Source organism: Nocardia sp. NPDC051900, from assembly GCF_044452545.1.
Classification (GTDB): Bacteria; Actinomycetota; Actinomycetes; order Mycobacteriales; family Mycobacteriaceae; genus Nocardia; species Nocardia sichangensis.
Window position 1 is genome coordinate 37,160 of sequence record NZ_JBITBU010000005.1, and the last position, 24,311, is coordinate 61,470.

Consider the following 24,311-nt stretch of genomic DNA (forward strand, 5'->3'; position numbering starts at 1 on the left):
CCCCATAGTGACCGGAATTACCCGATCGACATTCCCCGCTTGGCCGCCTCTGCCCGCCGTCTCCGCGCGGGCTCCAGATCCAGCGTCGGCGAACCGGCCTTCGGCCCCTCGTCCGAGACGAACGCTTCGCTCAATTCCGGTACCCAACGGACGATCTCGTCGCGATAAGGACCTTCGGTCTCCAGCTGACCGAGCACGCCCACGAGCGTGAGGAACGAGCGGGCGAACGGCGTGAAGTAGGCGGGCATGGTCAGCTGCCGGACCACATTGGTCAATCGAGGATTGGTGGTGCGCAACACTTGTCGCCGCAACCAGCGGGTGGTCAGCCGGTAGGTCTCGTGCCGGAAGGGTTCACCGCAAGGAGTGATGGCGGCGTAGAGCGCGTCGCTGTCGAGAGCGAGTCCGTTCGCCACGAAGCCGTGTCGGCGCGTGGCGTCCGCCAGATCTCCTGGCCCGCCGCGGAATATCGCTTTACAGCAGTCGAGCGTCAGTTCGCCGAAACCCGCAGGAGGCCACGGGCTGCACGCGCCGAAGTCCATGACGCCGAGCCGGCCGTCCGGCAGCACGCGGAAGTTGCCCGGATGCGGATCGGCGTACAGCAGGCCGTGGCGAGCCCAGCCGGAGGTCACGAAGCGGACCATGAGCATGCCCACCCGGTCACGCTCGGCCTGCGTGCCCGCGGCGAGGACGCGCGGTACGGGTGTGCCATCGATCCATTCGCTGATCAGCACGTCACCATGCTGCGCAACCACATTCGGCACATAGAAGTCGGGATCATCCGCGTAGGCCGCGGCGAAGGCGCGCTGATGCTCGGCTTCCGCCGCATAGTCGAGTTCCCCGGCGACCGACGCGCAGATCGCTTCGGTCACCGCCTTCACGTCCGCGCCCGGAAGGAAAACGGTGGCGAGATAGGAGATCCGGCGCAGGTGGTCCAAATCGCGGGCCACCGCCTGCCTGCCGCCGGGATACATCACCTTGACCGCGACCGGTCTGCCGTCGTGCCAGATCGCGCGGTGCACCTGCCCTAGCGAGGCCGCGGCGGCGCGTCGATCATCGAATTCGCGGAAGTGCGAATCCCATTCCGTCCCCATGCTTTCGGCTATGGCAGCGCGGACGGTGTGCGGCAGCATCGCGGGCGCGGCGTCCTGCAACCTGCTGAGCGCGATCCGGTACGGCTCGGCCACCTCCCGCGGCAGCGCCAACTCGTAGATGGCCAGCAGTTGCCCCAGCTTCGCGGCGCAGCCTTTCAGCTCGCCGAGCACCTCGAAGATGTGCTGCGCGGTGCGGAGCTGAATGTCCCGATTGACTTCTTCGGCCGATCTGCCGAGCGCCCGCTTGCCGATGCCCGCGGCCTGCCGTCCCGCGAAGGCCATCGGCAGCGCGGCCAGTTTCGCGCCGCGAACAGCGCCGTGAACAGGTGGTTTATCGTGGGAACGCGACGCGAAGAGCCGGGATCGTTTGCCCGCGGCCCCCGGCTCGGGGCGCTCTCCGATGGGCCGGATGGTCATGACTCACCTCACAGTCGCGGGCACAAGTGTGACACAGGTGCAGTACCCGACAGTAGGGCTTAGACTGTCTGGGACGTGTTCGAAAGTAGTCGAAAGGTGACTTCGATGGGATCCCAGACGGTGGTCGCCGACGTTGCCGACGAGCTGGCGCGCCGGGTTGCCGCGGGGGAATATCAGCCGGGGGATCTCATGCCGTCGGTGCGTCAGGTCGCCGAGGAATTCGATATGAACCGTGCGACCGCGCAGCTGACGCTGGGCAGGCTGGAGTCGTACGGTTTCGTCGAAGCCCGGCGCGGCAAGGGATTCACGATCCGTGACGTCCGAGAGGCGGGCGGGGTGGACGTGTACCGCCAGCTGTTCCGCTTCTCGATTCCCATGCCGGACATCGCGATGGAGATGTTCCGCGACATCGTGGACGTCGAGCGCAATCTCGTGCTCGAGACGCTGCTCGCCTACACCGGTGGCGAACAGCGGATCGATTCGGCCGAATTGAAATCCACCATCGACGAGCTCGAATCGCTGGCGCGTCAGCAGGTTCCGGATCTGCGGCAGATGCTGGCGCTCGAGGTCGCGCTGGTGCGCAGACTGCTGACCACGCTCGGGCTCCCCATGCAGCGGGCGATCTTGAACTCGATCGGCGAGACGGTGCTCGAGGTGCCGGAGGCGGTCGAAGCGTATTTCGCGGGCGCGCCGGATCTGCACGTTCTGGTCTGGCGGGCGCTGGCCGCGGTGTGGGATTCCGGCTCGGGGCCGAGCGAGGCTCAGCTGGCGCTGTTCGAGGATCTGTTCGGCATGTACCACGAGAAGGTGATCGCGCGCTTCGGGGAATTGGTGGTAGGCGTCGAGGAAAGCGCCGGCGTGAACCAGGCCGCCACCGCCTAGTCGTTTCGTACGCTGCACAGTGCGTCTGGGACGATTTGTGCCGACCATCCGCTCGTTGTGCCGAAGTCGGCTGGGCCACCGCGTTCCCTGAGGGCATCTGTCCCAGACGCTAATGGGTCGAATGGGATGAATCGGCCGCCGGCTCGCGTGGGTGTTCGGGCCGCTGTGCACCGCGACGGCCGCGACGAAATCGTCTCCGGCACAGGGTCTCAGCGGCGCGACCGAGTGCTTCTGGGCAGCGGGGTCGAGTTCGGCCCGAAGCCGTGAACCGGGGATCGCACCGGCGTAGGGGTGGCCGCCGCTACGCCGGTGCGATCGTCCCGGACTTTCGACCGGACAGATGCCGCGCGGCCATACCGCACGGCATTGCCGTCCCGGAATCGACGCCCGGACTCAGGCCCCGCCGTTGAGCTTGTTGAGGCGCTCGCACGCCTCGACGTACTCCTGGATCAGGCGGTTGACCACATCCGCGGAACGCTCCACCCGATTCATCATGCCGACGATCTGGCCGACCGGATTGAAGTTGACGTCCTTGGCGGCCTCCGGATAACGGTGCCCGCGCTTCACGCCTTCCAACGCGACCATCATCTGCAGCGGCATCGGCAGCGGGTCGGGTGTATCGGCCCGCTCCCACGCCTCGGTCCAGTCGTTGCGCAGCATGCGGGCGGGCTTGCCGGTCCATGCGCGCGAACGCACGGTGTCGTGGCTGGTCGCGTCGATGTAGGTCTGCATCTGGGCGGGCGGCACGTTGGCTTCCTCGACGGTGAGCCACACCGAGCCGGTCCACGCGCCCGCTGCGCCCATCGCCATCGCGGCGGCCACCTGGCGGCCGTTGCCGATGCCGCCCGCGGCCAGCACGGGCAGATCGCCGACGGCATCGATGACCTGCGGCCACAGCACCATCGAGGAGACCTCGCCGCAGTGGCCGCCGCCCTCGGTGCCCTGGCAGACCACGAAGTCGAGGCCGGCACGCTTGTGGTTGAGCGCGTGCTTGACCGAACCGCACAGCGCGCCGATCAACCGGCCGGAATCCTGCACCTGCTTGATCACGTCCTCGGGCGGGGTGCCGAGGGCGTTGGCGACCAGCTTCGCCTTCGGGTGCCGCAGAATCACCTCCACCTGCGGGCCCGCTGTGGTGGCGGTCCAGCCGAGCAGTTGGTTGTGGTGCTCGCCTTCGGGCAGCTTGGGCACGCCGTGGTCGGCGAGGATCTTCTCGGCGAAGTCGCGGTGACCCTGCGGGACCAGTTCTGCCAGCTTGGCTTCGAGTTCCTCCGGGCTCAGTCCATCGATGCCCTTGCCCTCGTACTTGGAGGGAATCACCAGATCGACGCCGTATACGCCCTGTACGTGCTCATCCAGCCAAGCCAACTCGACCTCGAGCTGCTCGGCGGTGAAGCCGACGGCGCCGAGCACGCCGAGTCCGCCCGCGTTGCTGACCGCGGCCGCCACGTCGCGGCAGTGAGTGAAGGCGAAGATAGGGAATTCGATCCCGAGCCGTTCGCAGATTTCGGTACGCATGGCGTGCTGGTCTCCCTAACTGCTCCGCCGCGAACGGCGCGGCGCAGATGTACTAGAACGAGTTGCATAAGTGGCGCTCGGTTCGGCCTGGTCGCCGCACGTCGAGTCCACCGCGAGCCGCTGATATCGCCATGAAGCGGCTGCGGCATCCTCGACTGGCCTTCGCACCATGCCTCGACAGTAACACGTTCTAGTTTTCTGCGGAATGTGATGCCGGATCAGGCGGTGGCGCGCTCCAGTTCGGCGAGCGACTCCTCCAGGTGGTCGAGCAGACGCGGCAGCTGCGGCACACTGCGACGGCAGCCGACCAGGCCGAAGTCGAGATTGCCCGCGTTGGAGGTGAGCGTGATGTTCACCGCCTGACCGTCGAACGGGATCGACAGCGGGTAACTCGCGTCGAGACGCGCGCCGTTCCAGTACATCGGCTCTCGCGGCCCAGGCACGTTCGAGATGACGATGTTGAAGGTCGGACTGGTCCACGGGATCAGCGCGGGCACGAGGTTGAGGGCGAGCGGGCTGAGCATCAGTGCCGACAACGCCATCGTCTGATTGCACGACAGCGTGCGGTAGACGTCCTTGCCGTCGCGCATCGACGCGGTGACCACCTGCAGGCGCTCCAGCGCATCGGCGATGTCGGTGCCGAGGTTGCACAGCACCGCGCCGACCTTGACCCCGTTGGTCTCGTCGTCGTCCTCGGCGCGCAGCGACATCGGCACCATCGCGACCAACGGCTTGTCCGGCAGAGCGTCTCGTTCCAGCAGGTAGCGCCGCAGCGCGCCCGCCGACATGGTGAGCACCACGTCGTTGAGCGTCGAGCCGGTCGCCTTCTTCACTTGCTGCAACCGTTCCAACGGCCAGGACCGCACCACCGCACGGCGCGCGCCGCCGATCGGGACGTTGAACATGGTGCGCGGCGCCGCGAACGGCAGGGTCAGCTGCTGCCGCGACAGCGCGGTGCGCGCGGCACGCAGCACCGATGCGCCGGATGTCGCGGCGGAGAACAGGTTTCGCGCCACACCATCCGTACCGGACGGCGTCCTACGCCTGCCCCGAGGCAGGTGCCACGGCACGCGCGTGACACTCGAGGACGGATCGCCGGTCAGCGTGCGCCGGAGCAGACGCTGGGCGGAAACGCCGTCGATCAACGCGTGATGCATCTTCGAATACAGTGCGAACCTGCCGTCGGCGAGGCCCTCGATAAGGTGGAACTCCCACAGCGGGCGGTGCCGGTCGAGCAGACTGCCGTGCAGGCCGGAGACCAGCTCAACGAGCTGGTCCATGCGTCCCGGCCCGGGCACGGCCAGCCGCCGCACGTGATAGTCGAGTTCCACGTCCTCGGCGCGCGTCCACGCCATCTGCGGAGACCCGAAGATCGTCGCGGGATGCTTGCGAAAGGCCGGATCGATGTCGGTGCTGCGTAATAGCTTGTCGTGCACTTGTGCGGCGAAGTCCGTTCCGGCGTCCTCCGGCGGCTCGAACAGCTGCAACGCTCCCACGTGCATCGGCTGTTCGCGGGATTCGGCGAGCAAGAAGACGGCATCGACCGGCGCGATGAATTCCATGATGGGTCGCCCCCTGACGACATGGTGAGGATGTTCGGAGTTCGAATCGACCACGTTGTCGGCGGGCCCGCGCAGCCATGAAACCGCCGCGACACGACAAACTTACCCGGGCGCGACGGACCGCGTTCGGTGAATCACCGAACCTTCGAGGCCAGCAGGTAGGCCTGCCCGAACCGCTCGTCGGGACCGGGCTCGCGCACCATGCGAGCGATCATGGCGAACCCGGCGTCACCGAGCAGACGCGCGAGACGCTTCGGCGCCCACCGGTAGGCGCGAGTCACCTTGTGGTCGAAGGCTTCCACCGCGTCGGGCTGGTCGGCCGTCTGGAAAGCCAGCAACACGTGCCCTTTGCTTGCGAGTACCCGATGGAACTCGCTCAACACGTGCGGCACGCGATCCGGTGGGAGGTGAATCAACGAATACCACGCGACTATGCCGCCGAGCGCTTCGTTGCTTATCGGTAGCTGCTCTACGGAGCCTCGCGCGAAAAGTAGCTGCGGATGTTCCACGCGGGCCAGCTCCACCATTCGCGGCGAGAGATCGATCCCGAATACCCGCGCACCCAACGCAGCGAGGTGTCCGGTGATCCGTCCCGGGCCGCAGCCGACATCGGCGATCGGGCCGGAGCCGTTGCCCGCCACCGATTCCACGAAGGCGCCGAGCATCGCCCGATCGAGCACCGCACCGGCGAGGTGGTGGCGGAAAAGCTCGGTGTAGAGCTCGGCGACGTCGTCGTAGGCGGCTCGGGTGACGGCCACGTCAGGGTGTTCGTCTGCGAAGTCTTCGGTCGAATCCAGCACCCGGAGCAGCGTATTACGTGCTCACTCCCCCGAATCGAATGCCAGGGCGACGGCGAGGCCGTCCTCGTAGACGCGGTGCCGGGTGATCAGGCGCCGTGGCGATCACCTCTCGGGTAATTGGGCGGCAGCCTCCGGCGCGGCGGGCGCGTTCGCTCGTGCCGCTGTGTCGCGACCGCGCGCGGTTCCCAGCACGGAACCGAGGATGACCAGCGGGAAGCCGATCGCCATGCCCGCGGTCAGCGGCTCGCCGAGCGCCGTGACGCCGAGCAGGATCGCCACCGCTGGATTGATGTAGGTGATCACCGTCGCACGGGCCGGGCCGACCTCGGCGATCAGCGCGAAGAAGAACAGGAACGCTACGGCCGTGCAGATCACCGCGAGGCCGAGCACCGACCAGGCCGCGTCGGCGGTGATGCGCGACGGGCGTAGCCACCCCGCGAACGGCGCGTAGATCACCGCCGCCAGCAGCAGCGATGCGGTCACCACACCGAGCGGGGGCAGATCGGCCAGTGCGCGATTGATGACGATCGGACCGATCGCGTAGCCGACCGTGGTGAGCCCGATCGCCGCGATCGCCGCCGGATTCCCCGAATCGACATCCAAGCCGACGAGCGCGGCGACGCCCGCGAACCCGACGAGCAGGCCGACCACCCGGCGCGCGTCGAACCGGTCGTGGCCGAGCACGGTCACGATCACCACGGCGATCAGCGGCACCGCCGCGATCAGCAAGCCGACCGTCGAACTGTGCAGCGTGGTCTCGGCGTACCCGATCAGGAACCACGGCCCGGTGATCTCCACCAGGGTGTAGAGCAGCAGAGGCCGCCATCGCCGGAACACCGGCGCCAGCGCGTCGGCGTAGAGCGCGACCGGCAGGAGTAGCAAGCCACCGATCAGCGTGCGGCCGAACGCGACCACGATCGGGTCGAGATCCTCCACCGCGATGCGGATCATCGCGTACGGCACGCCCCAGATCACGCCCATCGCCAGGAAGAGGGCCCACCCGCGGCGGGTCATCGCACGACCACGGCGCGGTGCGGACGGACGGCGACCGATTCGGTGCCGGGGGTTGACAACATGCTCCGCTCGCTTTCGACCACTGGGAGCTTATCCAGGTGATCCGATCATCCGACAGATCCACTTCCCCGCTCCGGCAAGGCCGGTTCGCTCCGGTTCCATGTCCCGTTCGTCCTATTTGAGCGAATGATGCGCGATTGCAACGTTGTTCGGGCTAGTCTTCGCCCGGAGCGAAGGGAAGGCATCATCGTGGTCGACGTCATCCGCCGACTGGCCCCGAGCGAGGAGATGTTCGCCGCGGGCGAGGTCTTCATCGGTTATGCGGCACGGGTATCCGGTCGGTTGGACCTGCCCGCGTTGACAGCCGCCTTCGAGGCAGTCGCCCTGGCGCATCCCATTCTGCGGGCCCGCATCGAGTCGTCCGCCGACGGCGGTCGAGTCTTCACCGTGACGGACGTGGCACCCCAGGTCTTCGTCGCCGACGGCGATACCGAATTCGCATTCACCGGCGCGAAATTCGACCAGCGCACCGGCGTCTGTGGGCTGTGCGTGGTACGCGACGGCGACACCGCGAGCGTCACCCTCGTGATCCATCACAGCATCGCGGACGCGTTCCACGCGTTCGCCATCGTCACCGAGTTCTGGGCCGGGTATCGAGACGCGGTCGGCGGAAAGATCCCCGAGTCGCCGGTGCACGCGTTCCCCGAATCGGTCGAGCATCTGCTCGCGGCGCGAGGCATCGAGAAGATGGCGCTGCCCGGAGCCGGGGCCGCTGCTACCGCGCCGCAGATACCGCAGCCGCGCGACGACGACTATCCGACGCTGCACACCACCCGATGCCGGCTCTCCCGAGAGGAGACCGCGGCGCTGGTCGCCCTCGGACATCGCGAGAACGTCACGGTGCACGGTCTGGTGTCGGCGGCGCTGTTGCGGACCGAAGCCGAGATCCGCGAGCTACCGCTCACCGGGCTGCTCTACCTGTACTCCGTCGACCTGCGGACCAGGGTGAGCCCCGAAATCTCCGCCACCGAAGGGACGAACGTCCTCGGTTTCGCCAATTACCTCTCCCCCGAATCCGCCGTCACGCTGGTGGAATCGGCCCGCGGCATCAGCGCGGCGCTGCAGGCGGGCCTGGCCGCGGGCATCGTGCAACGCACGCCGTTGAGCATCCCCGACATGGCGGCGGCGCCGCGACCGGCTTTGCCCGGCGTGGTCATCGCGACCAACTGGGGCACTATCCCGCCGCTGCCCGAGCAGGACGAGCTGCGCATCGACGACTTCCACTCCACCATGCTCGCGAAGCCGGACCTGACCGGCCGCCGTCCGCAGCAACCGGGCGGCGGCACCTGCGTCATCAGCACTTTCGCCGGACGGCTGAGTGTGGAGATCCATCATCCTGAGGAATTCACCCAGCTCCAACGCCATCGCGTCGAAGTGCTGGCCCGCAACCTTCGCGCCGTGCACGACTGATTCCGCCCGACACCGAGCGCACCCGGTTACACGTCACTACTCGCGCGTTGGCGGGCAATACGCCGCGGGGGGGGGGGGGGGCCGCGGGCGGGGGGGGGGGGGGCGCCGGCGCGGGGGGGGGGGGGGGGGCGGCCGGGGCGGGGGGGGGGGGGGGGGGGGGGCGGGGGGGGGACGCCCCCCCCCCCCCCCCCCCCCCCCCCCCCCCCCCCCCCCCCCCCCCCCCCCGCCCGCCCCCCCCCCCCCCCCCGCGGGTCGATCAGTTCGACGCCTTCGCGGTCGCGGTGGTGGTCGGCGCCGCGGAGTGCGTTGTCGTCGTGGTCGATTCGGTGGTGGTGGTCGGCTTCGTCGTCTCGACCGGCGCCGCGACCGGAGCAGGCGCGGGCGTGGTGGTGGTGACCACCGGCGCCGAGGTGGTGGTCGAGGTCGGCGCCGTCGTCGTCGGCCGGTCCGTGGTGCCGGTCGTCGTAGGGGCGGCGCTGGTCGGCTTCGGTGCCGTGGTCGAGCTCTTGGCGGGTTCGGTCGTCGGAGCCGCCGAGGTGGTCTCCGCCGCCTTGTACACGGCGGCCAGGTCCGCCTCCTGCGGCTTGGACGTCGGGTCGACCTGCTTACCGGCCTGCGCCTGCTTCGCCAGATGGGTGAGCCACGCGGCCGCGTACTCCGCCGAGGTCAGCGGCTTGCCCGCGGCGGGGTCCGCGTCGTCCCAGTAGTCGAAGTGGTGACCGGTGTGATTCGGGCCCAGCGTGAGGTTGTACGGGTCGCTGAGGATGACCGGGATCGTGTTCTGGTTCGTCACGATGAGCCCGACGATCTCGTTGAGCACCTTCTGCGGCAGGTAGGCCAGCGGCGACATGTCGTTCGTGGCAATGGAGTCCGCCTGCACCGGCGCCTTCTTCTCACCCGGCTTGTACGCCGGGTCCGACACCCGCAGCAGCACCTGCAGGAAGGTCTCGTCGCTCTGCATCCAGTTCGGCTGCGACTGGATGTCCGCGAACGCCGCCATCGCGATCCGGCCGAGGACCACGGCGACGTCCTGCCCGGTCGCGGGCGTGAGCCCGTCGCGCTCGAGCGCGTCCACGTTCAACTGCCTGCCGACATTGACCACCAATTGCAGCAGGGAGATGTTCTGCGGCGCCGAGCAGGTGAGATCGCCGTCGGAGCAGAACGACGCGATCTTGCCGTTCAGCGCGCCGAAGTCACCGCTGCTGCCGCGCACCGCGCCCTGCCCGGGAACCGCGTTCGTGCCATTCTGATATTGCTGGTCGAAGCCGTCCGGGTTGCTGAACGGGTCCTTCGATCCGGGGAACGGCCCGTCGCCCGCCGAGCGCCCCGAGTCGGCGAGGATGACGACGCCGACGACGTCGTCCGGATCCACGATCCCGTACGCGCCGTCCTGGCCGGGTTCCTGATGGCCGATCTGCATCGCGACGCGGCGGACGACGTCGGCGCCCTCGCTGTAGCCGACGATCGAGAACTTGGTGTCGGGGCACGCCTGGGCGATCTCCCCCATCACCCGCTCGGTGTTCGCGACACCGGCGTTGACAGCGTCCTCGTAGGTGGACATATTCGCCGGATAGGCGATGTAGACCGCGGCGTACGCGTCCGGATCGACGTCGTCGGCCGGTGCGTTGACGACCGGATCGACCCACTCACTGCTGTGGTCACCCGACAGCGCGGCGGGCAGCGGGTTGCCGTTGGCATCCACCAGCATCCTGGTGGTCCCCTCCACCGGAGTGTCGTTGCGACCGGCCACCGAGATGGTGACCATGTCGCGGCATTCCGTGACGGAGGTCGTCAGCTGGGTTTCCCTGGTTTCCGGCGTCGACGTCAACGCCAACGAGGTGGCGACCACCGCCGCCACGCCCAGCACCGCCGGAGCGGCAACCGCCGAAGCGATGCGATGCCGCGCGAAGAACTCGCGAAGAGCCATGTCCTGATTTCCATTCCATACACCGACAAAGTGGACGGACAAGCCCCCCGACGGGCCATACGTCACCGAGGACGTCGTGGTAGGGGCCGTGAGCGTTACTTAGTGCCGGATGGAAGGGTTCGAACCGCGAAGCGTCCCCTTGCGCCTGGTTGCTGCTTGACCTTTACGTATACGTCAATCCTTAGCGTCGGGGCATGACGACTGTGACGCGAACCTCCCGAGCGATCCAGCTGGCCGCGCGACCGAACGGATTGCCGGCATTGCCGGACTTCCGGCTGATCGAAGAGGCGGTGCCCGATCCCGCCCCGGGTCAAGTGCTGATCCGCAACCTGTACATGTCGCTCGATCCTGGAATGCTGATGCAAATCGGCGCGTATCCCGAAATCCCGATGCCCGCCTTCGCCGTCGGCGAAGTGATATCCGGTGGCGCGATCGGTGAGGTCGTCGTGTCCGCTGACCAGCATGTGCCGGAGGGAGCATTGGTACTGCACCAACACGGCTGGCGGGAGTACGCCATCGTGGACGCCGACAGTGTTCGGGTCGTCGACGCACAGGCGTATCCGTCCCCGTCGACGTACCTCGGTTTCGGATTGGTCGCGTATGTGGGGCTGACCGTGGTCGCGGGGTTACGCGAGGGTGAGACCGTTCTGGTGTCCAGTGCCGCCGGAGCTACCGGTAGCCTGGCCGGCCAGCTCGCGCGACTGCTCGGCGCCGGGCGAGTCGTCGGGAGCGTGGGATCACCGCGGAAGGCGCGCTACGTCATCGACGAACTCGGCTTCGACACGGCGTTCGACTATCACGATCAGCCGCTGGCCGACCGGTTCCGGGCGGCCGCGCCGGAAGGGATCGACGTCTATTTCGACAATGTCGGCGGCGCGCAACTGCGTGCCGCGATCGAGGCGATGAACGTCGGCGGACGAATCGCCCTGTGCGGCGCTCTCGCCCGGCAGCGGGCAGGCGGGGCGCCCGATGACGGACCCGGGGACCTGCTGCCGGTGATCGGTAAGCGAATCACACTGCGCGGATTCACCGCCCTCGACCATCTGGATCTCGCGCCGGAATTCGGACGGCGGTTACGCCAGTGGCTCGCCGAGGGTTCGTTGCGGCACACCGAGAATGTCGTCGATGGGCTGGAAAACGCTCCACAAGCACTGCTCGACCTGGTGCGAGGTCGCTACACCGGGAAGGTAGTTGTGCGGCTCACGCGTTGAACAGTCACCACGGGAAGGACACGACAATGCTGATCGGTGAACTGGCGGAGCGGACCGGAACGACCACGCGCGCCCTGCGCTTCTACGAAGAACGGGGATTGCTCACCTGTGAGCGCACCGGTTCGGGTTACCGCCGCTACGACGAAGAGGCGGTCAAGCGGGTACAGAACATCCGGGAACTGCTCGATGCCGGCTTCACCGTCGACGATGTCCGCGCGTTCGTGCCGTACCTCGACCGTGATCTGCCCCAGACATTCCCGTTCGAGCCGCGGTGCCCCAACGGGTACGCATCCGTAGCGCCACCACGGTTCGCCGAACTCAATCGGCGCATCGCGAATCTGGTCGAACTCCGTGATCGCCTGATCGACCGGATGCCGTGGCTGGCACAGGACACCCTGAGTGAGCCGACTGGCGAAGACCCACAGTCGTACGGTACTTGAGCCCAGCCTCCTCCGGACTCAGCCGCGCGCCATATCCACGAACCGCGACAAATGCAATTGGTGGGCGACGGTGATCGTCGCGGTGGGGCCGTTACGGTGTTTACCGAGAATCAGGTCGGCCTCACCGCCGCGCGGGTCGTCGCGTTCGAAAGCGTCGGGACGGTGCAGCAGGATGACCATATCCGCGTCTTGTTCCAAAGATCCCGACTCGCGGAGATCGGACACCATGGGGCGCTTGTCGGTTCGCTGTTCGGGACCGCGGTTGAGCTGGCTGATCGCGACCACCGGCACTTCGAGTTCCTTGGCCAGCAGTTTCAGATTACGGGAGAAGTCCGAGACTTCCTGCTGACGGGATTCGACCTTTTTGCCGGACGTCATCAGCTGGAGGTAATCCACGACCACGAGTTTCAAATCGTGGCGCTGCTTGAGCCGCCGCGCTTTGGCGCGGATCTCCATCATCGTCAGGTTCGGCGAATCGTCCACGAACAGCGGCGCCTCGCTGATCTCACTCATCCGCCGCGCCAACTTGGTCCAGTCGTCGTCGCTCATCCGCCCGGACCGCATATCCCCGAGCTTGATCTTCGCCTCCGCCGACAACAACCGCATGACGATCTCGGTACGACTCATCTCCAAGGAGAAGATGACGCTCGCCAAGCCATGCTTGATCGAGCAACTGCGCATGAAATCCATTCCCAAAGTTGAGTTGTGCGTGGGAATCATCGAGCGTCCGGCCAGATACAGATGATCGGCGTTGTCCACTTCGACACAGCGCACCGGCACGCTGTCGATCCGGCGCACATCGACGACGAATCGCGAGTTCGATCGCACCGTGCTGCGGCTGGCGCGCCGTTCCTTGTGCAGCAAGGCCTTCCGATACAGACCGAACACCTCGTCGTCGGTAGCGAAGGTGAGGGTGTAAGCGGTAGAGGATTCCTCGGAACGACCTCGGACTCGCTTGGTGGAGAGATGGCAGCGGTAACCGAGGCCGACGATCAGCTCGTGCACGTCTGCGACGAGCCGGGCGTTCGTGACACCGAACTGTACGGAGCCGCTGTTGGTCACGGTGCCGTCGGTGTCCAGCAAACCAGCCAGTAGGGACCGTCGCTGTTGCTCGGACGCTCGCAGGTAGTCGATGGGAATGTGCTTGTCACCGAGGACACCGAGCGTCCGCAGGCGCGCCTGCACGCTCCCGACGGTATTCCGGCACTTCTGGCACAGGCGCAGACCGATCGACCGCTCGCCGCAATTCGGGCAGCGCGGTGCAGGCGACGGAGCCGAAAGGAACCGAGCCTTTCCGCCGCAGGACCGCCCACAGGTGCGGACCTCGGTGGTGAAAGGAACGAATTCCTTGCCGCAGACCAGGCACTCGCGTGCGGGGATCGGCTCGTCGGCAGGCAATGTCAGCTGATAACGCAGCCGAGCCGACCGCGAGGGCACCGCGACGATCCCCTCGGCCTCGATTCGCGCGATGATCTCTGGATCGGCGCAGGTGAGCTGTGCGGCGGCGGACGTTCCGTCGCCGAGCCAGGCGCCCAGCGTGTAGGGCGGCACCGTCAGGGCGCGCGCAGGCAGTTGTAGCGGGCCGGAATTCCTGACCGAGTGGTTCAGTCTGCGATCCGCGGTGTCGCACCGCAGCGTTCTCGCGATCTCGGCGGTCGTGCGCACCTCGGCAGCTGCCCGTTTCGACCGTCTGGATGCCCTGGTCTCCGTGAGCCATTGATGTTGTTCATCCGCGACGAGCACGGAGCCGTCGGAGAACTCCACCTCGTAGCAGGGACGCCCGGACAAAACCTCGGTCGCCGCTACGACGCGGGTGGGACGACCTTTCGCGTCCAACAATTCGTCGCCGACGTGGACCTCACCCATGGTGGTCCATCCGGTGGGTGTCGGAAGGGGGGTATCCAGGGCCAGCGCCTTGCCCACGCCAGGCCTGGCCGCGACGATGATCATCTGACCGGGGTGCAGGCCATTGGTGATTTCGTCGAGTTCGGTGAAACCGGTGGGGACGCCGAGGGAGATGCCGCCGCGGCTGGCGATGGAGTCGATTTCGTCCATCGTCGGCTGGAGCAGTTCTTCGAGGGGGAGGAAGTCTTCGCTGGTGCGGCGTTCGGTGACCTCGTAGACCTCGGCTTGGGCGCGGTCGACGACCTCGGCGACGTCCTGGCCGTCGGCGCCCGCGTAGCCGTACTGGACGATGCGGGTGCCCGCCTCGACCAGGCGGCGCAAAATGGCCTTCTCGGCCACGATTTCGGCGTAGTAGCCCGCGTTGGCCGCGGTCGGCACGGTCTGGGTGAGCGTGACCAGATAGGGTGCGCCGCCGATGCGCTTGAGCTCGCCACGGCGGTCCAGGCCCGCGGCGACGGTCACCGGGTCGGCGGGTTCGCCGCGCCCGTAGAGATCCAGGATCGTGTCGTAGATGGCCTGATGGGCGGGACGGTAGAAATCGCCGGGCCGAATCGCCTCGACGACGTCGGCGATGGCGTCCTTGCTCAACAGCATGCCGCCGAGCACCGACTGCTCGGCCGCCATGTCGTGCGGAGGCTGGCGGCCGAAGTCCTCGCCGGGAGGTTCGGGCGGGAAGTCCGTGTGCCCGCGGTCATCGGTGGTTGTCACCAGACTCGACCGTCCTCTCTACCCCACGACCGGGATGCACCCTGTCGACTCGTTTTACTCCCGGGCACCGACACGTTCGAAAAAGCCTTTGACCAGGGCTCCAGCTACCGCCGCGGCACCGGTCCGTGCGCGCGCTCGGGAGCGGCCCGCGCGCAGCGATGCGACGAACCTAGGCGACCCGCTGGCTGTGCACCAAACCGCACTGTGCACACAGCTGTGGATAACTTGGGGAGAGTTCACCCAACCGTGTGCACCCCCTGTGTACAACTTGGGGAAAACCCAGGTCATCGGGGTCAAATACGCAGATAGATATGGACTTCCGCGTTCTTCCAGGTGTGGATTAATGAAGTACCGGCGTGTCGGACAAGTTGAACAGCCGGGCGTGTTGGGTTAACAGCACGTGAGCTGTATATGGCCTGAATCACATTGCGGACGGTCGGTTCGACCAGTAATCCACAGGCTGGGTAGACCAGGCGTCATTGCGGTGTGCGGTGCGGCCCAGATTGTCCCTGAAGACGCGCTCGGTCATCCAGCAAATAATTAGCTACAAAGCGGCTCGCGGCAGCGGGAGCACGACCGAGGACCACTCCCGTGAACGGACGGGAGTGGTCCTCGACGCGATGCCTGGAATCAGGCGGCGGTGACCGTGAGGTCGAACTTCGCCGACACGTCCGGGTGCAGGTGCACCAGGATGGCGTGCTTGCCGGTCGACTTGATGTGCGCCTTCGGCAGCTCGATGCTGCGCTTGTCGACGACGGGGCCACCCGCCGCCTTGACGGCCGCAGCGACGTCCGACTGGGTCACCGAGCCGAACAGCTTGCCGGTGCCCGCGGTCTTCACCGCCAGCGAGACCGACTCCAGGTTCTCGATGGCCTGCTTCAGCTCGTTGGCGTGGTCCAGGTCGCGGACCCGGCGGGCTTCCTGCGCCCGGCGAATGCCCTCGACCTGCTTCTGCGCGCCACGGCTGGCCGCGATCGCCAGGCCGCGCGGCAGCAGGTAGTTGCGGCCGTAGCCGTCCTTAACCTCAACGGTGTCGCCGGGGGCACCGAGGTTGTCCACATCAGCGGTAAGAATCAACTTCATTGGCGTGCCTCCCTTTCTCAGCGAGCCGTCGACACGTAAGGCAGCAGTGCGACCTCACGCGAGTTCTTGACCGCAACCGCGACATCACGCTGGTGCTGCACGCAGTTGCCGGTGACGCGGCGGGCGCGGATCTTGCCGCGGTCGCTGACGTACTTGCGCAGCAACGCCGTGTCCTTGTAATCGATCGTGACGGTTCCGGTCTTGCTCTCCTTGCAGAACGAGCAAGCCTTCTTCTTCAGCACCTTTTCGCGCGCGGGCGCTTTAGGCATGGTCTTGTACTCCGTAATCAGTGATGGCCCGAATTCGTGCGGGCCGTTGTGGCCGTTCTCAGAACGGCGGTTCGTCATCCATGCGGCTGTTGCCCCCGAAGGAGCCTGCCGCGGGCGCACTGCCCCAAGGGTCGTCCTCGGCACCGCCGGAACGCCCACCGCCACCACCGGAGGAGGCGTAGCCGCCACCGCCGCCGGACCCGCCGGACCCGAAGCCGCCGCCACCGCTGCCGCGGCTGGTCTTGTTGACCTTCGCGGTGGCGTAGCGCAGCGAGGGACCGACCTCGTCGACCTCGAGCTCGACGACCGTGCGCTTCTCGCCCTCGCGGGTTTCGTAGGAGCGCTGCTTGAGCCGTCCGCTCACGATGACACGGGAACCCCTGGTCAGGCTTTCGGCGACATTCTCCGCGGCCTCACGCCAGATATTGCAGCGCAGGAACAGCGCTTCGCCGTCTTTCCATTCGTTCGAATTACGGTCGAACACACGGGGAGTCGACGCGACGGTGAAATTCGCCACCGCCTGTCCCGCCGGTGTGAATCGAAGCTCCGGGTCGGCCGTCAGATTTCCGATGACGGTGATGACCGTGTCGCCTGCCATGTGGTTCCTCCTGCTCGGTGTGCAGTCCGCGTCTCGCTGTTGCGCTAGAGCCTAGGCACAGGCTCCGACGCAAACGAGGGTTGCCGGACTACTTGTCGTGGCGCAGAACCTTGGTGCGCAGCACCGACTCGTTGAGACCGAGCTGGCGGTCGAGCTCGCTCACGGTGGCGGGCTCGGCGGTCAGGTCGACCACGGCGTAGATGCCCTCGGCGTGCTTGGCGATCTCGTAGGCGAGCCTGCGGCGGCCCCAGATGTCGACCTTGTCGATCTTGCCGCCCTCGGTGCGAACGACACTGAGCAGGTTGTCCAGCGACGGACCAACAGTGCGCTCGTCCAGGCTCGGATCGAGGATGACCATCACTTCGTAATGACGCACGGACCAATCACCTCCTGTGGACTAGGAAACGGCCACGGACGGTCCGTGGCAGGAGGGTCGTTGCGTCAGCAACCCGAACAGGCTACATGAGCGGCACCTGAGCAGTGAAATCGCCCCGCGAGCCGCCCCGGCTCGCACGTGTTCGGCTCGCGCGTTCGCGTCGCTAGGAAGGGGAATGGCGGCACGGCCCCGACCGTCCGCTTAGGGTGGATCCATGCCGACCGGACTCGCCGCCAGCGACCTGCCCGCGGGTGGCGTGCGACGCCGCGCGGCGTTCGCCGTGGTGGTGGTGCTGCTCTGCGGTCTCGTCCTCGCGCTGGCGTACGCGAACAAGGCGCGTTGCGCGGGTGCGCCGTTCGACCGGGACGGGCGCAGCACGGTTTTCGATGTGATCAAGGATTCGGACGTCTGCTATTCCGATATCCAATTCCTCTGGCTCGGCCGAGACATCAACGAGCATGTCTTTCCCTATGTGACCGGCGGCATCACCGACGACGGGGCGTTGGTCGGCGGCGCGGTGGAATATCCGGTGCTCAGCGGCGTGCTGATGTGGTTCGGCGCGGTGGGCGCGCACGATGACGCCGATTTCCTGCGGTACTCGGCGCTGTTGCTGGCGCCCTTCGCGTTGCTGACCGCGTGGATGCTGGCTCGCCTGGCCGGGGGCGCGGCCCTGCTGTGGGCGGCCGGACCGCCGCTGGTGCTCTATGCCTTCCACAACTGGGAGCTTCCGGTGGTGTGCACGGCGGTGGCGGCCGTCTACGTGATGACCGCGTTGACGCGCTACTCGGTGCGTACCAGGGGCATCGTGGCCGCGGTGCTGCTCGGGCTCGGATTCTGCCTCAAGCTGTACCCGGGGATCTTCGTGTTGCCCTTGCTGGCGTACGTGCTCACCGGCGGTGGCGAGCGCGACGCGGAAGCCGGCGATCGGGGACCGGACGTCCGTGGCGCTCTGCTCACCGCGGGCGCGGCGATCGGCACCGTGGTAGTGGTGAACCTGCCGTTCGCGCTGATGGGTTACGAAGGCTGGCGCGCGTCCATCACCTTCCAGCAGTTGCGTCAGGCCGATATCACCACGAATTCCATCTGGTACTGGGGACTTCGGCCGATGTTCGGTCCCGATCCGCGCAGCGAGGCGGCGTTCCAGCAACTGGTCTCGGTCGCTTCCCCGTTGCTGGTGCTCGCGGCGTTCGCGCTGGCCATGTGGCTCGGCTGGCGGCGCTACCTGGCGACCGGCGTGTTCCCGTGGGTCGGTGTGAGCGGCGCGATGCTGTGTGGGTTCCTGTTGTTCCACAAGGTGCATTCCCCGCAGTACACCCTCTGGCTGGTGCCGTTCCTGGTGCTGCTCGAGATCCCCTGGTGGTTGGTCGGCAGCTATCTCGTCGCCGACGCGGCCATCGGGATCGGGGTGTTCCGCTACTTCTACTCGATGGGTACGGGCAAGTCGGTCGAGTTGATGGAGCGCATCGTCCAATTCGGTGTGTGGGGGCGCGCGAGTCTGCTGATCGTGTTCTTCTTCGTCTTCCTGTGCGCGGCGCCGCGTGGAAATCGTTCGATGAAGCCCCGGGTCGCGCGGTCCGACCCCCGCGATCTGGTCCCGGTGGTCTAAGGCCCACCGTGCCGGGCCCGGAAGGCCGCGCTTTTGGCGCGGTTGCCGCACAGGGTCATGTCGCACCACCGGCGCGAGCCGCCGCGGGAAGTGTCCACATACAGCCGCGTGCACACGGGGCGACCGCACTCCTTGACGAGCGCCCGGCTGCCCAGTAACTCGATCGCGGAACGTGCGACGGCGGCCAAGGCCGCGTCCGCGTCGCCGGAGCGGACGACCGTGCCGTCGGCGCGCAGGCTGATCGAGGGCGGGACGCCCTCGGCGAATTCGTTGACGGTCCGGCGATCGCCGTCGTCGAAGGCGGTTTCGCGGGCAGCGGCCAGCGCCATGCGATAGGCCGCCTCACGCAAGCGCACCGCCCGCGCGAGGGTGTCCGCGTCGCCGGTTGGCGGGCTGTCGAGCAGGCCCGCGGCGACGATCCAGTCGGCCAGCGCCGCGGGTGTGGAGAGGACGTCCTCGAACCTGGTCGAGCGCCCCATGACGGTACCGGCGAAGTCCAGGGCGAGGTTGCCGCTCACGAAGGTGAACACCTCCTCATAGTAACCGCCTTGACAGGTTATTGAACCGGATGCCACTGTGATAACCACCCAAGGTGGTTACTCGAGGAGGGTCCGTGCAGAGCCGATTCGCGATGGTGGCCGCGCAGCCGCTGTTCGTCTTGTTGTGGAGCAGTGCGTTCATCGCGGGGGTGATCGGGGTCGGCGCCGCGCCGCCGCTATTGGTGCTGTTCGTGCGCTTCGCCGTCGCGGGAGCGCTGCTCACGGCCTACGCCCTCCTCGCGCGGGTCACGTGGCCGCAGGGAAGCCAATTGCGTCACGTGCTCGTCGCCGGGCTGCTGATGCAGATGGTCCAGTTCGGCGCGTTCTACACGGCGATGGCCGAACATGTTTCGGCGGCGGTGATCGCGCTGGTGCAGGGCTTGAATCCGGTGGTCATCGCTCTGTGCGCCGGACTGATCGGCGAAGTCGTCACGATGCGGCAGTGGTTCGGCTTCGGCATCGGCGGCATCGGAGTAGCACTCGCCGTGTTCGACCAGTCCCACTTCTCCCTGACCGGACTGCTGCTGTGCGTGGCAGGGCTGCTCGGGTTGAGCATCGGCACCGTGTACCAGAAGCGATTCACGCCCACCGTGGATCCCAGGGCGGCCACGGCGCTGCACGTGGCGATCAGCGCGCCGATCGCCGGGGTGCTGACCTGGCTGTCCGGCCAAGTGCACGTGTCGGACGTGGGCCGGTTCGCCGGGTCGCTCATCTGGATGGTGCTGGTCAACTCCATGGCCGCGTTCCTGCTGCTCAACGCCATGCTGCGCCGGTGGGACGCGACCAGGGTGGGCAAGCTGTTCTTCGCGACGCCCGCCGTGACCGCGATCCTGGCCTGGTTGCTGATCGATCAGCCGCTGCGACCGTTGACCGTCGCCGGACTCGCCATCGGCCTGGTGGGCTTGGTGTTCGCGGCTCGCAAGCCGGCGGCGTCGGCGGTCGTCACGCGGCAGCCGGTGCCAGTGCCGCGGTGACCTACTTGCGCCCGGCCTGCCACTGCATGCCCCACTGGTATGCCTGGTCGAGTTCGCGCTGGGCGCCGTTGACGTAGTGCACTTCCCGGTGCACGGTGATCCCGGCCCCCTGGTTCTGCAGCAGGGCGATGGCGCACGAGCGAGCGCCGTCCACCGGAGAATCCAGGCGGACCTCGACCTGCGGACCGGATGTGGGGTAGAGCGTCACCACGCCGTCGGCGGCGGCCCAGTTCGGCACGCCCTCGTAGATGAAGGCGAAGATCAGGATGCGCCGGAACAGCTCGGGCCGCGCGAGGTCGATGTGCAGGTTCTCGCCCGACGCGGCCGCGCCGCTGCGATCGTCGCCGTCGAGCCGGATGTAGGGCTCGGCCTCCAGCGTGCCGAAATTGCCGCCGATCGCCTGGACGACACCCTTGGCGCCGTTGGACAGTTCGTAGAGACAGCCGAGGTCGAGATCGATCGGCTTGGCGCGGCGGAAGAATCCCCTCGGTCCGCTCGACCAGTTCAGGTTGACCCGCATGGTGCCCTGCTGCTCACCCGGCTTGGTCAGGTTGATGCTCGGTGTCGCCTTCGACAGGGTCACCTTGGACAGGTTGACGCCGCCGGGGTTGTCGTCGATCGCCATGGCGCGATCCCCCCTCTGTGGAAACGAGAGCGGCAGCGGCCATCCCTCGGGACGGGGCCGCTGCCGCAACGGGTCTTCGGGCTGCTTGCCGGGAATCAGCCTACCGGCGTCGGTTCCCGTTCGCTGTCCAGTTCCTCTTCGTCCGCTCGGCCGTTGCGGACGATGCTGGTGATGAACGCCGCGCCGATGAACGCGACGCCGACCAGGCCGGTGACGATCTCGTTGATGTGCACGCCGATCGAGACCAGCAGGATCGCGGCGAGCGCGCCGATCGCCCAGTGCGCGCCGTGCTCCAGGTAGACGTACTCCGACAGCGTGCCCTTGCGAACCAGGTACACCGTGATCGACCGGACGAACATGGCGCCGATCAGGCCGAGGCCGAGCGCGATGATGATCGGGTCGGAGGTGATGGCGAACGCGCCGATCACGCCGTCGAAGGAGAACGATGCGTCGAGCACCTCCAGGTAGAGGAACAGGAAGAAGCCCGCCTTACCGGTGGCCTTGACCAGCTCCGACGGCCCTTCGCTCTGCTCCTCGGTGTGGAACATGGAGCCGAGCCCGTCCACCGCGATGTAGGTGATCATGCCGAGCAGGCCCGCGACCAGCACGGTCGAGCGGTGCGCCTCGTCGGCGATGAACTCCGCGGTGAGGATCAGGCCCGCACCGGCGACCACCACGGAGAGCATGTCCAGCTTGCCCGCCTTGGCAAGCGGCCGCTCCAGCCAGCTCAGCCAGGTGATCTCGCGTTCCTCGAAGATGAAGTTGAGGAACAGCAGGGCCAGGAACATACCGCCGAACGCCGCGATCTGCGGATGCGCGTCGGTGAGCAGTTTCTCGTAGCTCGGGCTGCCGTCCGGGAAGGTCAGGGCGCCGTCCGGGGGCGGGTTGAGGGCCAGGTCGAAGGCCCGCACCGGATCCAGGCCCGCGGTGATCCACACGATCGCCAGCGGGAAGACCAGCCGCATGCCGAACACGGCGATCAGCACGCCGACGGTGAGGAAGATCCGCTGCCAGAACGCGCTCATCCGTTCCAGGACGGTGGCGTTGATCACGGCGTTGTCGAACGAGAGCGACACCTCGAGGATGCCGAGGATCGCGGCGAGCGCGAGGGCGGTCGGTCCGCCGTACACGACCGCGACGACGAGCGAGAGCACCGTGACGACGAGGGACATGCCGAATATGCGCAGGACCACGCTGGGACCTTTCCTGAGTGAAAAACGAGGCGGCGACGGTTGCTACCAGCGTGGCTGCTGGATCGCCGGTTGTCCAACGTTGCTCCCAGGACGCCGGCATGCCTGGGTGGCACGACGAGGGGGCCCGTCGCCGGGCCCCCTGTGAACAGCGAAGTGTTCCCTAGACGTTCACGCCGTAATCACGGGCGATGCCCGCCAGACCGGAGGCGTAGCCCTGACCGATCGCGCGGAACTTCCACTCTGCGCCGTTGCGGTACAGCTCGCCGAAGACCATGGCGGTCTCGGTCGAGGCGTCCTCGGTGAGGTCGTAGCGGGCGAGCTCCTCGCCGTTGCTGCGATCCACGACACGGATGTAGGCGTTGCGGACCTGGCCGAAGGACTGCGACCGGGAGTCGGCGTCGTAGATCGAGACCGGGAAGAAGATGCTCTCGATCGTGGGCGGGGTGTTCGCCAGGTCGACGTTGATGACCTCGTCGTCGCCCTCGCCTTCACCGGTCCGGTTGTCGCCCGCGTGCTCGATCGAGCCCTCGGGCGAACGCAGGTTGTTGAAGAAGACGAAGTGCTGGTCGGACAGGACCTTCTTGTCCCCGCCGGTCGCGATGGCGCTGGCGTCGAGGTCGAAGTCGGTGCCGGTGGTGGTCCGCACATCCCACCCAAGGCCGACCGAGACAGCAGTGAGGTTAGGCGCCGCCTTGGTCAGCGAGACATTGCCGCCCTTGGACAAACTGACACCCATGCGGGATTCCCTTTCAATAGTCCGTCATTGGTTCCCAGCATGTCCGGATCGCCGGGGACGCCATCGACAGTAGTAGGTTTCCGCGAACTTTCGTAGGAACCCGCGTAACCCCCGGCGAACAGGAAGATCTCCTACCATCGGGGCGTGGCAGGCCGGAGGCGTGGATGGTTTCGTTCGTCGGAGAACGACGAGTGGATCGAGCATGCCCGCACGACGCTGGCGACGGCTTTCCTCGACATGGATCGGCGCCAGAGCGCGGCCGAGGCCGCGGTGCACGCCGCCGATCAGATCTTCCCCGAGCGGCGCACGGGCGCGCGCTGGGAACCGTTGCGGCACAGGTGCTATGGCGCCGCGGAGGTGTATCTGACGCTGAGCGCCGAGCTGGAGGCCGCGCAGCAGGGCGGCCCGCCGGTGCCGCAGGGCCGGCAGCGCGTCGACGCGGCGGTACGGCAACTGGCCGACGCGGCGCGCGCGGTCGACGAGTTCTATCGCGGCGACCAGGGCAAGCTGGAGGAGGCGGTGGCGGTGCTCGGCGCGGTGCCGCAGTTGGCCCAGCAGGTGAAGGTCGCCGCGGCCGGTGTGCGCGGGCGGGCCGCCGAATCGGAGTTCGCGGACTATCCGTCGGTGCGCAGGCACGCCGCGGCGGTCGATGAGGCGCTGGTCACACTGGAGGCGGCGGGTTCCGGCGGGTCCGCGGGCGCCGTGCGGGAGGCCGCGAACCATCTGCAGGCGGTCACCAACGAGCTGGCGGATGCGTTGGCGCAAGCACCATCTCGGGCGGCGGCCGCGAACAACGCGATATCGTCCGTGACAACCCGACTTGCCGCCGTCCGGACCAGGGCCGAAGGCGTTCCGCAGGCGTTCTCGGCGCTGCTGCGCGAGTTCAATGCTGCGAGTTCGGCCGATCTGGCTAACAATGAGCGGGAAAGTCAGCGAGCCATCGAGGCCGCGGACGCGGCCCTCGGCAGGGCGCGTGCGGCGGCGGTAGAGAACAATCCGGAGTTTGCACTTGATCTGACCACATCCGCGCGCGGGTTCCTCGCCGAGGCCGAGCAGCGAGTCGACGCCGTCACCAAGCGGCTCAGCCTGCTGCGTGCGATTCGGTCCGACCCGCACGAACAGGCCAAGGCCGTACGATTCCGGCTGCGGGACGCGCAGATGCTCGCGGTGAGCCGCGGGCTGGTCGCCGAATGGGGCTCGGTCCTCGACGCGCAAGCGGCACGAATCGACCGAATCAGCGAAACACTGTCGGGGCGTCACCCCGACTACTGGGCCTATGTGGCGGAACTGGATGCCGTCACCGAATTCATAGCCGGGGTAGTGGATCGAATGAGAAGACAAGCAGGACCACGACGAGAATGAGAATG

The 24,311-nt window shown here is 67.3% G+C and carries 22 protein-coding genes; 7 read left to right on the plus strand and 15 right to left on the minus strand.

Annotation, left to right across the window (positions count from 1 at the left end; all coding sequences use genetic code 11):
- Positions 1-17: 17 nt before the first annotated feature.
- Positions 18-1,508 carry an ABC1 kinase family protein gene (locus ACIA5H_RS09350; protein ID WP_397075100.1) on the minus strand — a complete coding sequence of 497 codons (1,491 nt, stop codon included), beginning with the start codon at positions 1,506-1,508 and terminating at the stop codon, positions 18-20.
- A 105-nt stretch (positions 1,509-1,613) separates the two neighbouring features.
- On the opposite strand from ACIA5H_RS09350, the gene ACIA5H_RS09355 reads away from it, so the two are divergent.
- Entirely contained in the window at positions 1,614-2,390 is a 777-nt protein-coding gene (locus ACIA5H_RS09355; protein WP_379249511.1) for a GntR family transcriptional regulator, read from the plus strand.
- A 393-nt stretch (positions 2,391-2,783) separates the two neighbouring features.
- On the opposite strand, the gene ACIA5H_RS09360 is transcribed toward ACIA5H_RS09355, so the two are convergent.
- From ACIA5H_RS09360 to ACIA5H_RS09375, 4 genes are all read right to left on the minus strand, one after another.
- The gene (locus ACIA5H_RS09360) at positions 2,784-3,908 is read right to left on the minus strand and encodes a nitronate monooxygenase family protein (protein WP_364424840.1); all 1,125 of its coding nucleotides are present in this window, start codon (positions 3,906-3,908) and stop codon (positions 2,784-2,786) included.
- Positions 3,909-4,126: 218 nt separating this feature from the next.
- A complete protein-coding gene (locus ACIA5H_RS09365; RefSeq protein WP_397075103.1) occupies positions 4,127-5,470 on the minus strand; it encodes a wax ester/triacylglycerol synthase family O-acyltransferase in 1,344 nt (447 codons plus the stop codon).
- Positions 5,471-5,604: 134 nt separating this feature from the next.
- Positions 5,605-6,270 carry a class I SAM-dependent DNA methyltransferase gene (locus tag ACIA5H_RS09370; protein WP_397075105.1) on the minus strand — a complete coding sequence of 222 codons (666 nt, stop codon included), beginning with the start codon at positions 6,268-6,270 and terminating at the stop codon, positions 5,605-5,607.
- 102 nt (positions 6,271-6,372) lie between these two features.
- Positions 6,373-7,284 carry a DMT family transporter gene (locus tag ACIA5H_RS09375; RefSeq protein WP_397075107.1) on the minus strand — a complete coding sequence of 304 codons (912 nt, stop codon included), beginning with the start codon at positions 7,282-7,284 and terminating at the stop codon, positions 6,373-6,375.
- A 249-nt stretch (positions 7,285-7,533) separates the two neighbouring features.
- Between ACIA5H_RS09375 and ACIA5H_RS09380 the strand changes: the two genes are divergently transcribed.
- Positions 7,534-8,754 (plus strand): hypothetical protein, encoded by a 1,221-nt coding sequence (locus ACIA5H_RS09380; protein WP_397075109.1) that lies wholly within the window; start codon positions 7,534-7,536, stop codon positions 8,752-8,754.
- 256 nt (positions 8,755-9,010) lie between these two features.
- Here ACIA5H_RS09380 and ACIA5H_RS09385 read toward each other — a convergent pair whose 3' ends face one another.
- Complete coding sequence (locus ACIA5H_RS09385; protein ID WP_397075111.1) at positions 9,011-10,681, minus strand: cutinase family protein; 1,671 nt, start codon at positions 10,679-10,681, stop codon at positions 9,011-9,013.
- A 194-nt stretch (positions 10,682-10,875) separates the two neighbouring features.
- Here ACIA5H_RS09385 and ACIA5H_RS09390 point away from each other — a divergent pair, with 194 nt between their 5' ends.
- Both ACIA5H_RS09390 and ACIA5H_RS09395 read left to right on the plus strand, forming a co-directional pair.
- Positions 10,876-11,892, plus strand: coding sequence for an NADP-dependent oxidoreductase (locus ACIA5H_RS09390; RefSeq protein ID WP_379249499.1), 1,017 nt, complete (start codon positions 10,876-10,878; stop codon positions 11,890-11,892).
- 26 nt (positions 11,893-11,918) lie between these two features.
- Positions 11,919-12,332 (plus strand): MerR family transcriptional regulator, encoded by a 414-nt coding sequence (locus tag ACIA5H_RS09395; RefSeq protein ID WP_397075114.1) that lies wholly within the window; start codon positions 11,919-11,921, stop codon positions 12,330-12,332.
- Positions 12,333-12,350: 18 nt separating this feature from the next.
- Here ACIA5H_RS09395 and dnaB read toward each other — a convergent pair whose 3' ends face one another.
- The 5 genes from dnaB to rpsF all read right to left on the minus strand — a co-directional run bounded on the left by dnaB (position 12,351) and on the right by rpsF (position 17,271).
- The gene (dnaB, locus tag ACIA5H_RS09400) at positions 12,351-14,945 is read right to left on the minus strand and encodes a replicative DNA helicase (RefSeq protein ID WP_397075116.1); all 2,595 of its coding nucleotides are present in this window, start codon (positions 14,943-14,945) and stop codon (positions 12,351-12,353) included.
- Between the two features lie 630 nt (positions 14,946-15,575).
- A complete protein-coding gene (rplI, locus tag ACIA5H_RS09405) occupies positions 15,576-16,028 on the minus strand; it encodes a 50S ribosomal protein L9 (RefSeq protein ID WP_379249493.1) in 453 nt (150 codons plus the stop codon).
- 17 nt (positions 16,029-16,045) lie between these two features.
- Positions 16,046-16,297, minus strand: a complete 252-nt coding sequence (gene rpsR / locus ACIA5H_RS09410; protein WP_043700357.1) for a 30S ribosomal protein S18 — start codon at positions 16,295-16,297, stop codon at positions 16,046-16,048.
- Between the two features lie 58 nt (positions 16,298-16,355).
- On the minus strand, positions 16,356-16,895 hold the full coding sequence (locus ACIA5H_RS09415) for a single-stranded DNA-binding protein (protein WP_379249492.1): 540 nt from the start codon (positions 16,893-16,895) through the stop codon (positions 16,356-16,358).
- Positions 16,896-16,983: 88 nt separating this feature from the next.
- Positions 16,984-17,271 carry a 30S ribosomal protein S6 gene (gene rpsF, locus ACIA5H_RS09420; RefSeq protein WP_039803204.1) on the minus strand — a complete coding sequence of 96 codons (288 nt, stop codon included), beginning with the start codon at positions 17,269-17,271 and terminating at the stop codon, positions 16,984-16,986.
- A gap of 214 nt (positions 17,272-17,485) precedes the next feature.
- On the opposite strand from rpsF, the gene ACIA5H_RS09425 reads away from it, so the two are divergent.
- Complete coding sequence (locus tag ACIA5H_RS09425; RefSeq protein WP_379249491.1) at positions 17,486-18,877, plus strand: hypothetical protein; 1,392 nt, start codon at positions 17,486-17,488, stop codon at positions 18,875-18,877.
- On the opposite strand, the gene ACIA5H_RS09430 is transcribed toward ACIA5H_RS09425, so the two are convergent.
- Entirely contained in the window at positions 18,874-19,407 is a 534-nt protein-coding gene (locus ACIA5H_RS09430) for a CGNR zinc finger domain-containing protein (RefSeq protein WP_379249490.1), read from the minus strand. The genes ACIA5H_RS09425 and ACIA5H_RS09430 overlap by 4 nt on opposite strands.
- An 83-nt stretch (positions 19,408-19,490) precedes the next feature.
- Between ACIA5H_RS09430 and ACIA5H_RS09435 the strand changes: the two genes are divergently transcribed.
- Entirely contained in the window at positions 19,491-20,390 is a 900-nt protein-coding gene (locus ACIA5H_RS09435) for a DMT family transporter (protein ID WP_379249489.1), read from the plus strand.
- Between the two features lies 1 nt (position 20,391).
- Here the strand turns inward: ACIA5H_RS09435 and ACIA5H_RS09440 are convergent, their stop codons facing one another.
- The 3 genes from ACIA5H_RS09440 to ACIA5H_RS09450 form a co-directional block, all read right to left on the minus strand.
- On the minus strand, positions 20,392-21,015 hold the full coding sequence (locus ACIA5H_RS09440) for a Tellurium resistance (RefSeq protein WP_397075120.1): 624 nt from the start codon (positions 21,013-21,015) through the stop codon (positions 20,392-20,394).
- A gap of 95 nt (positions 21,016-21,110) precedes the next feature.
- On the minus strand, positions 21,111-22,208 hold the full coding sequence (locus ACIA5H_RS09445; RefSeq protein ID WP_379249487.1) for a DUF475 domain-containing protein: 1,098 nt from the start codon (positions 22,206-22,208) through the stop codon (positions 21,111-21,113).
- Positions 22,209-22,368: 160 nt separating this feature from the next.
- Complete coding sequence (locus ACIA5H_RS09450; protein WP_355071149.1) at positions 22,369-22,944, minus strand: TerD family protein; 576 nt, start codon at positions 22,942-22,944, stop codon at positions 22,369-22,371.
- A 144-nt stretch (positions 22,945-23,088) separates the two neighbouring features.
- Between ACIA5H_RS09450 and ACIA5H_RS09455 the strand changes: the two genes are divergently transcribed.
- Positions 23,089-24,306, plus strand: a complete 1,218-nt coding sequence (locus ACIA5H_RS09455) for a hypothetical protein (protein ID WP_397075123.1) — start codon at positions 23,089-23,091, stop codon at positions 24,304-24,306.
- The last annotated feature ends 5 nt before the right edge of the window (positions 24,307-24,311 follow it).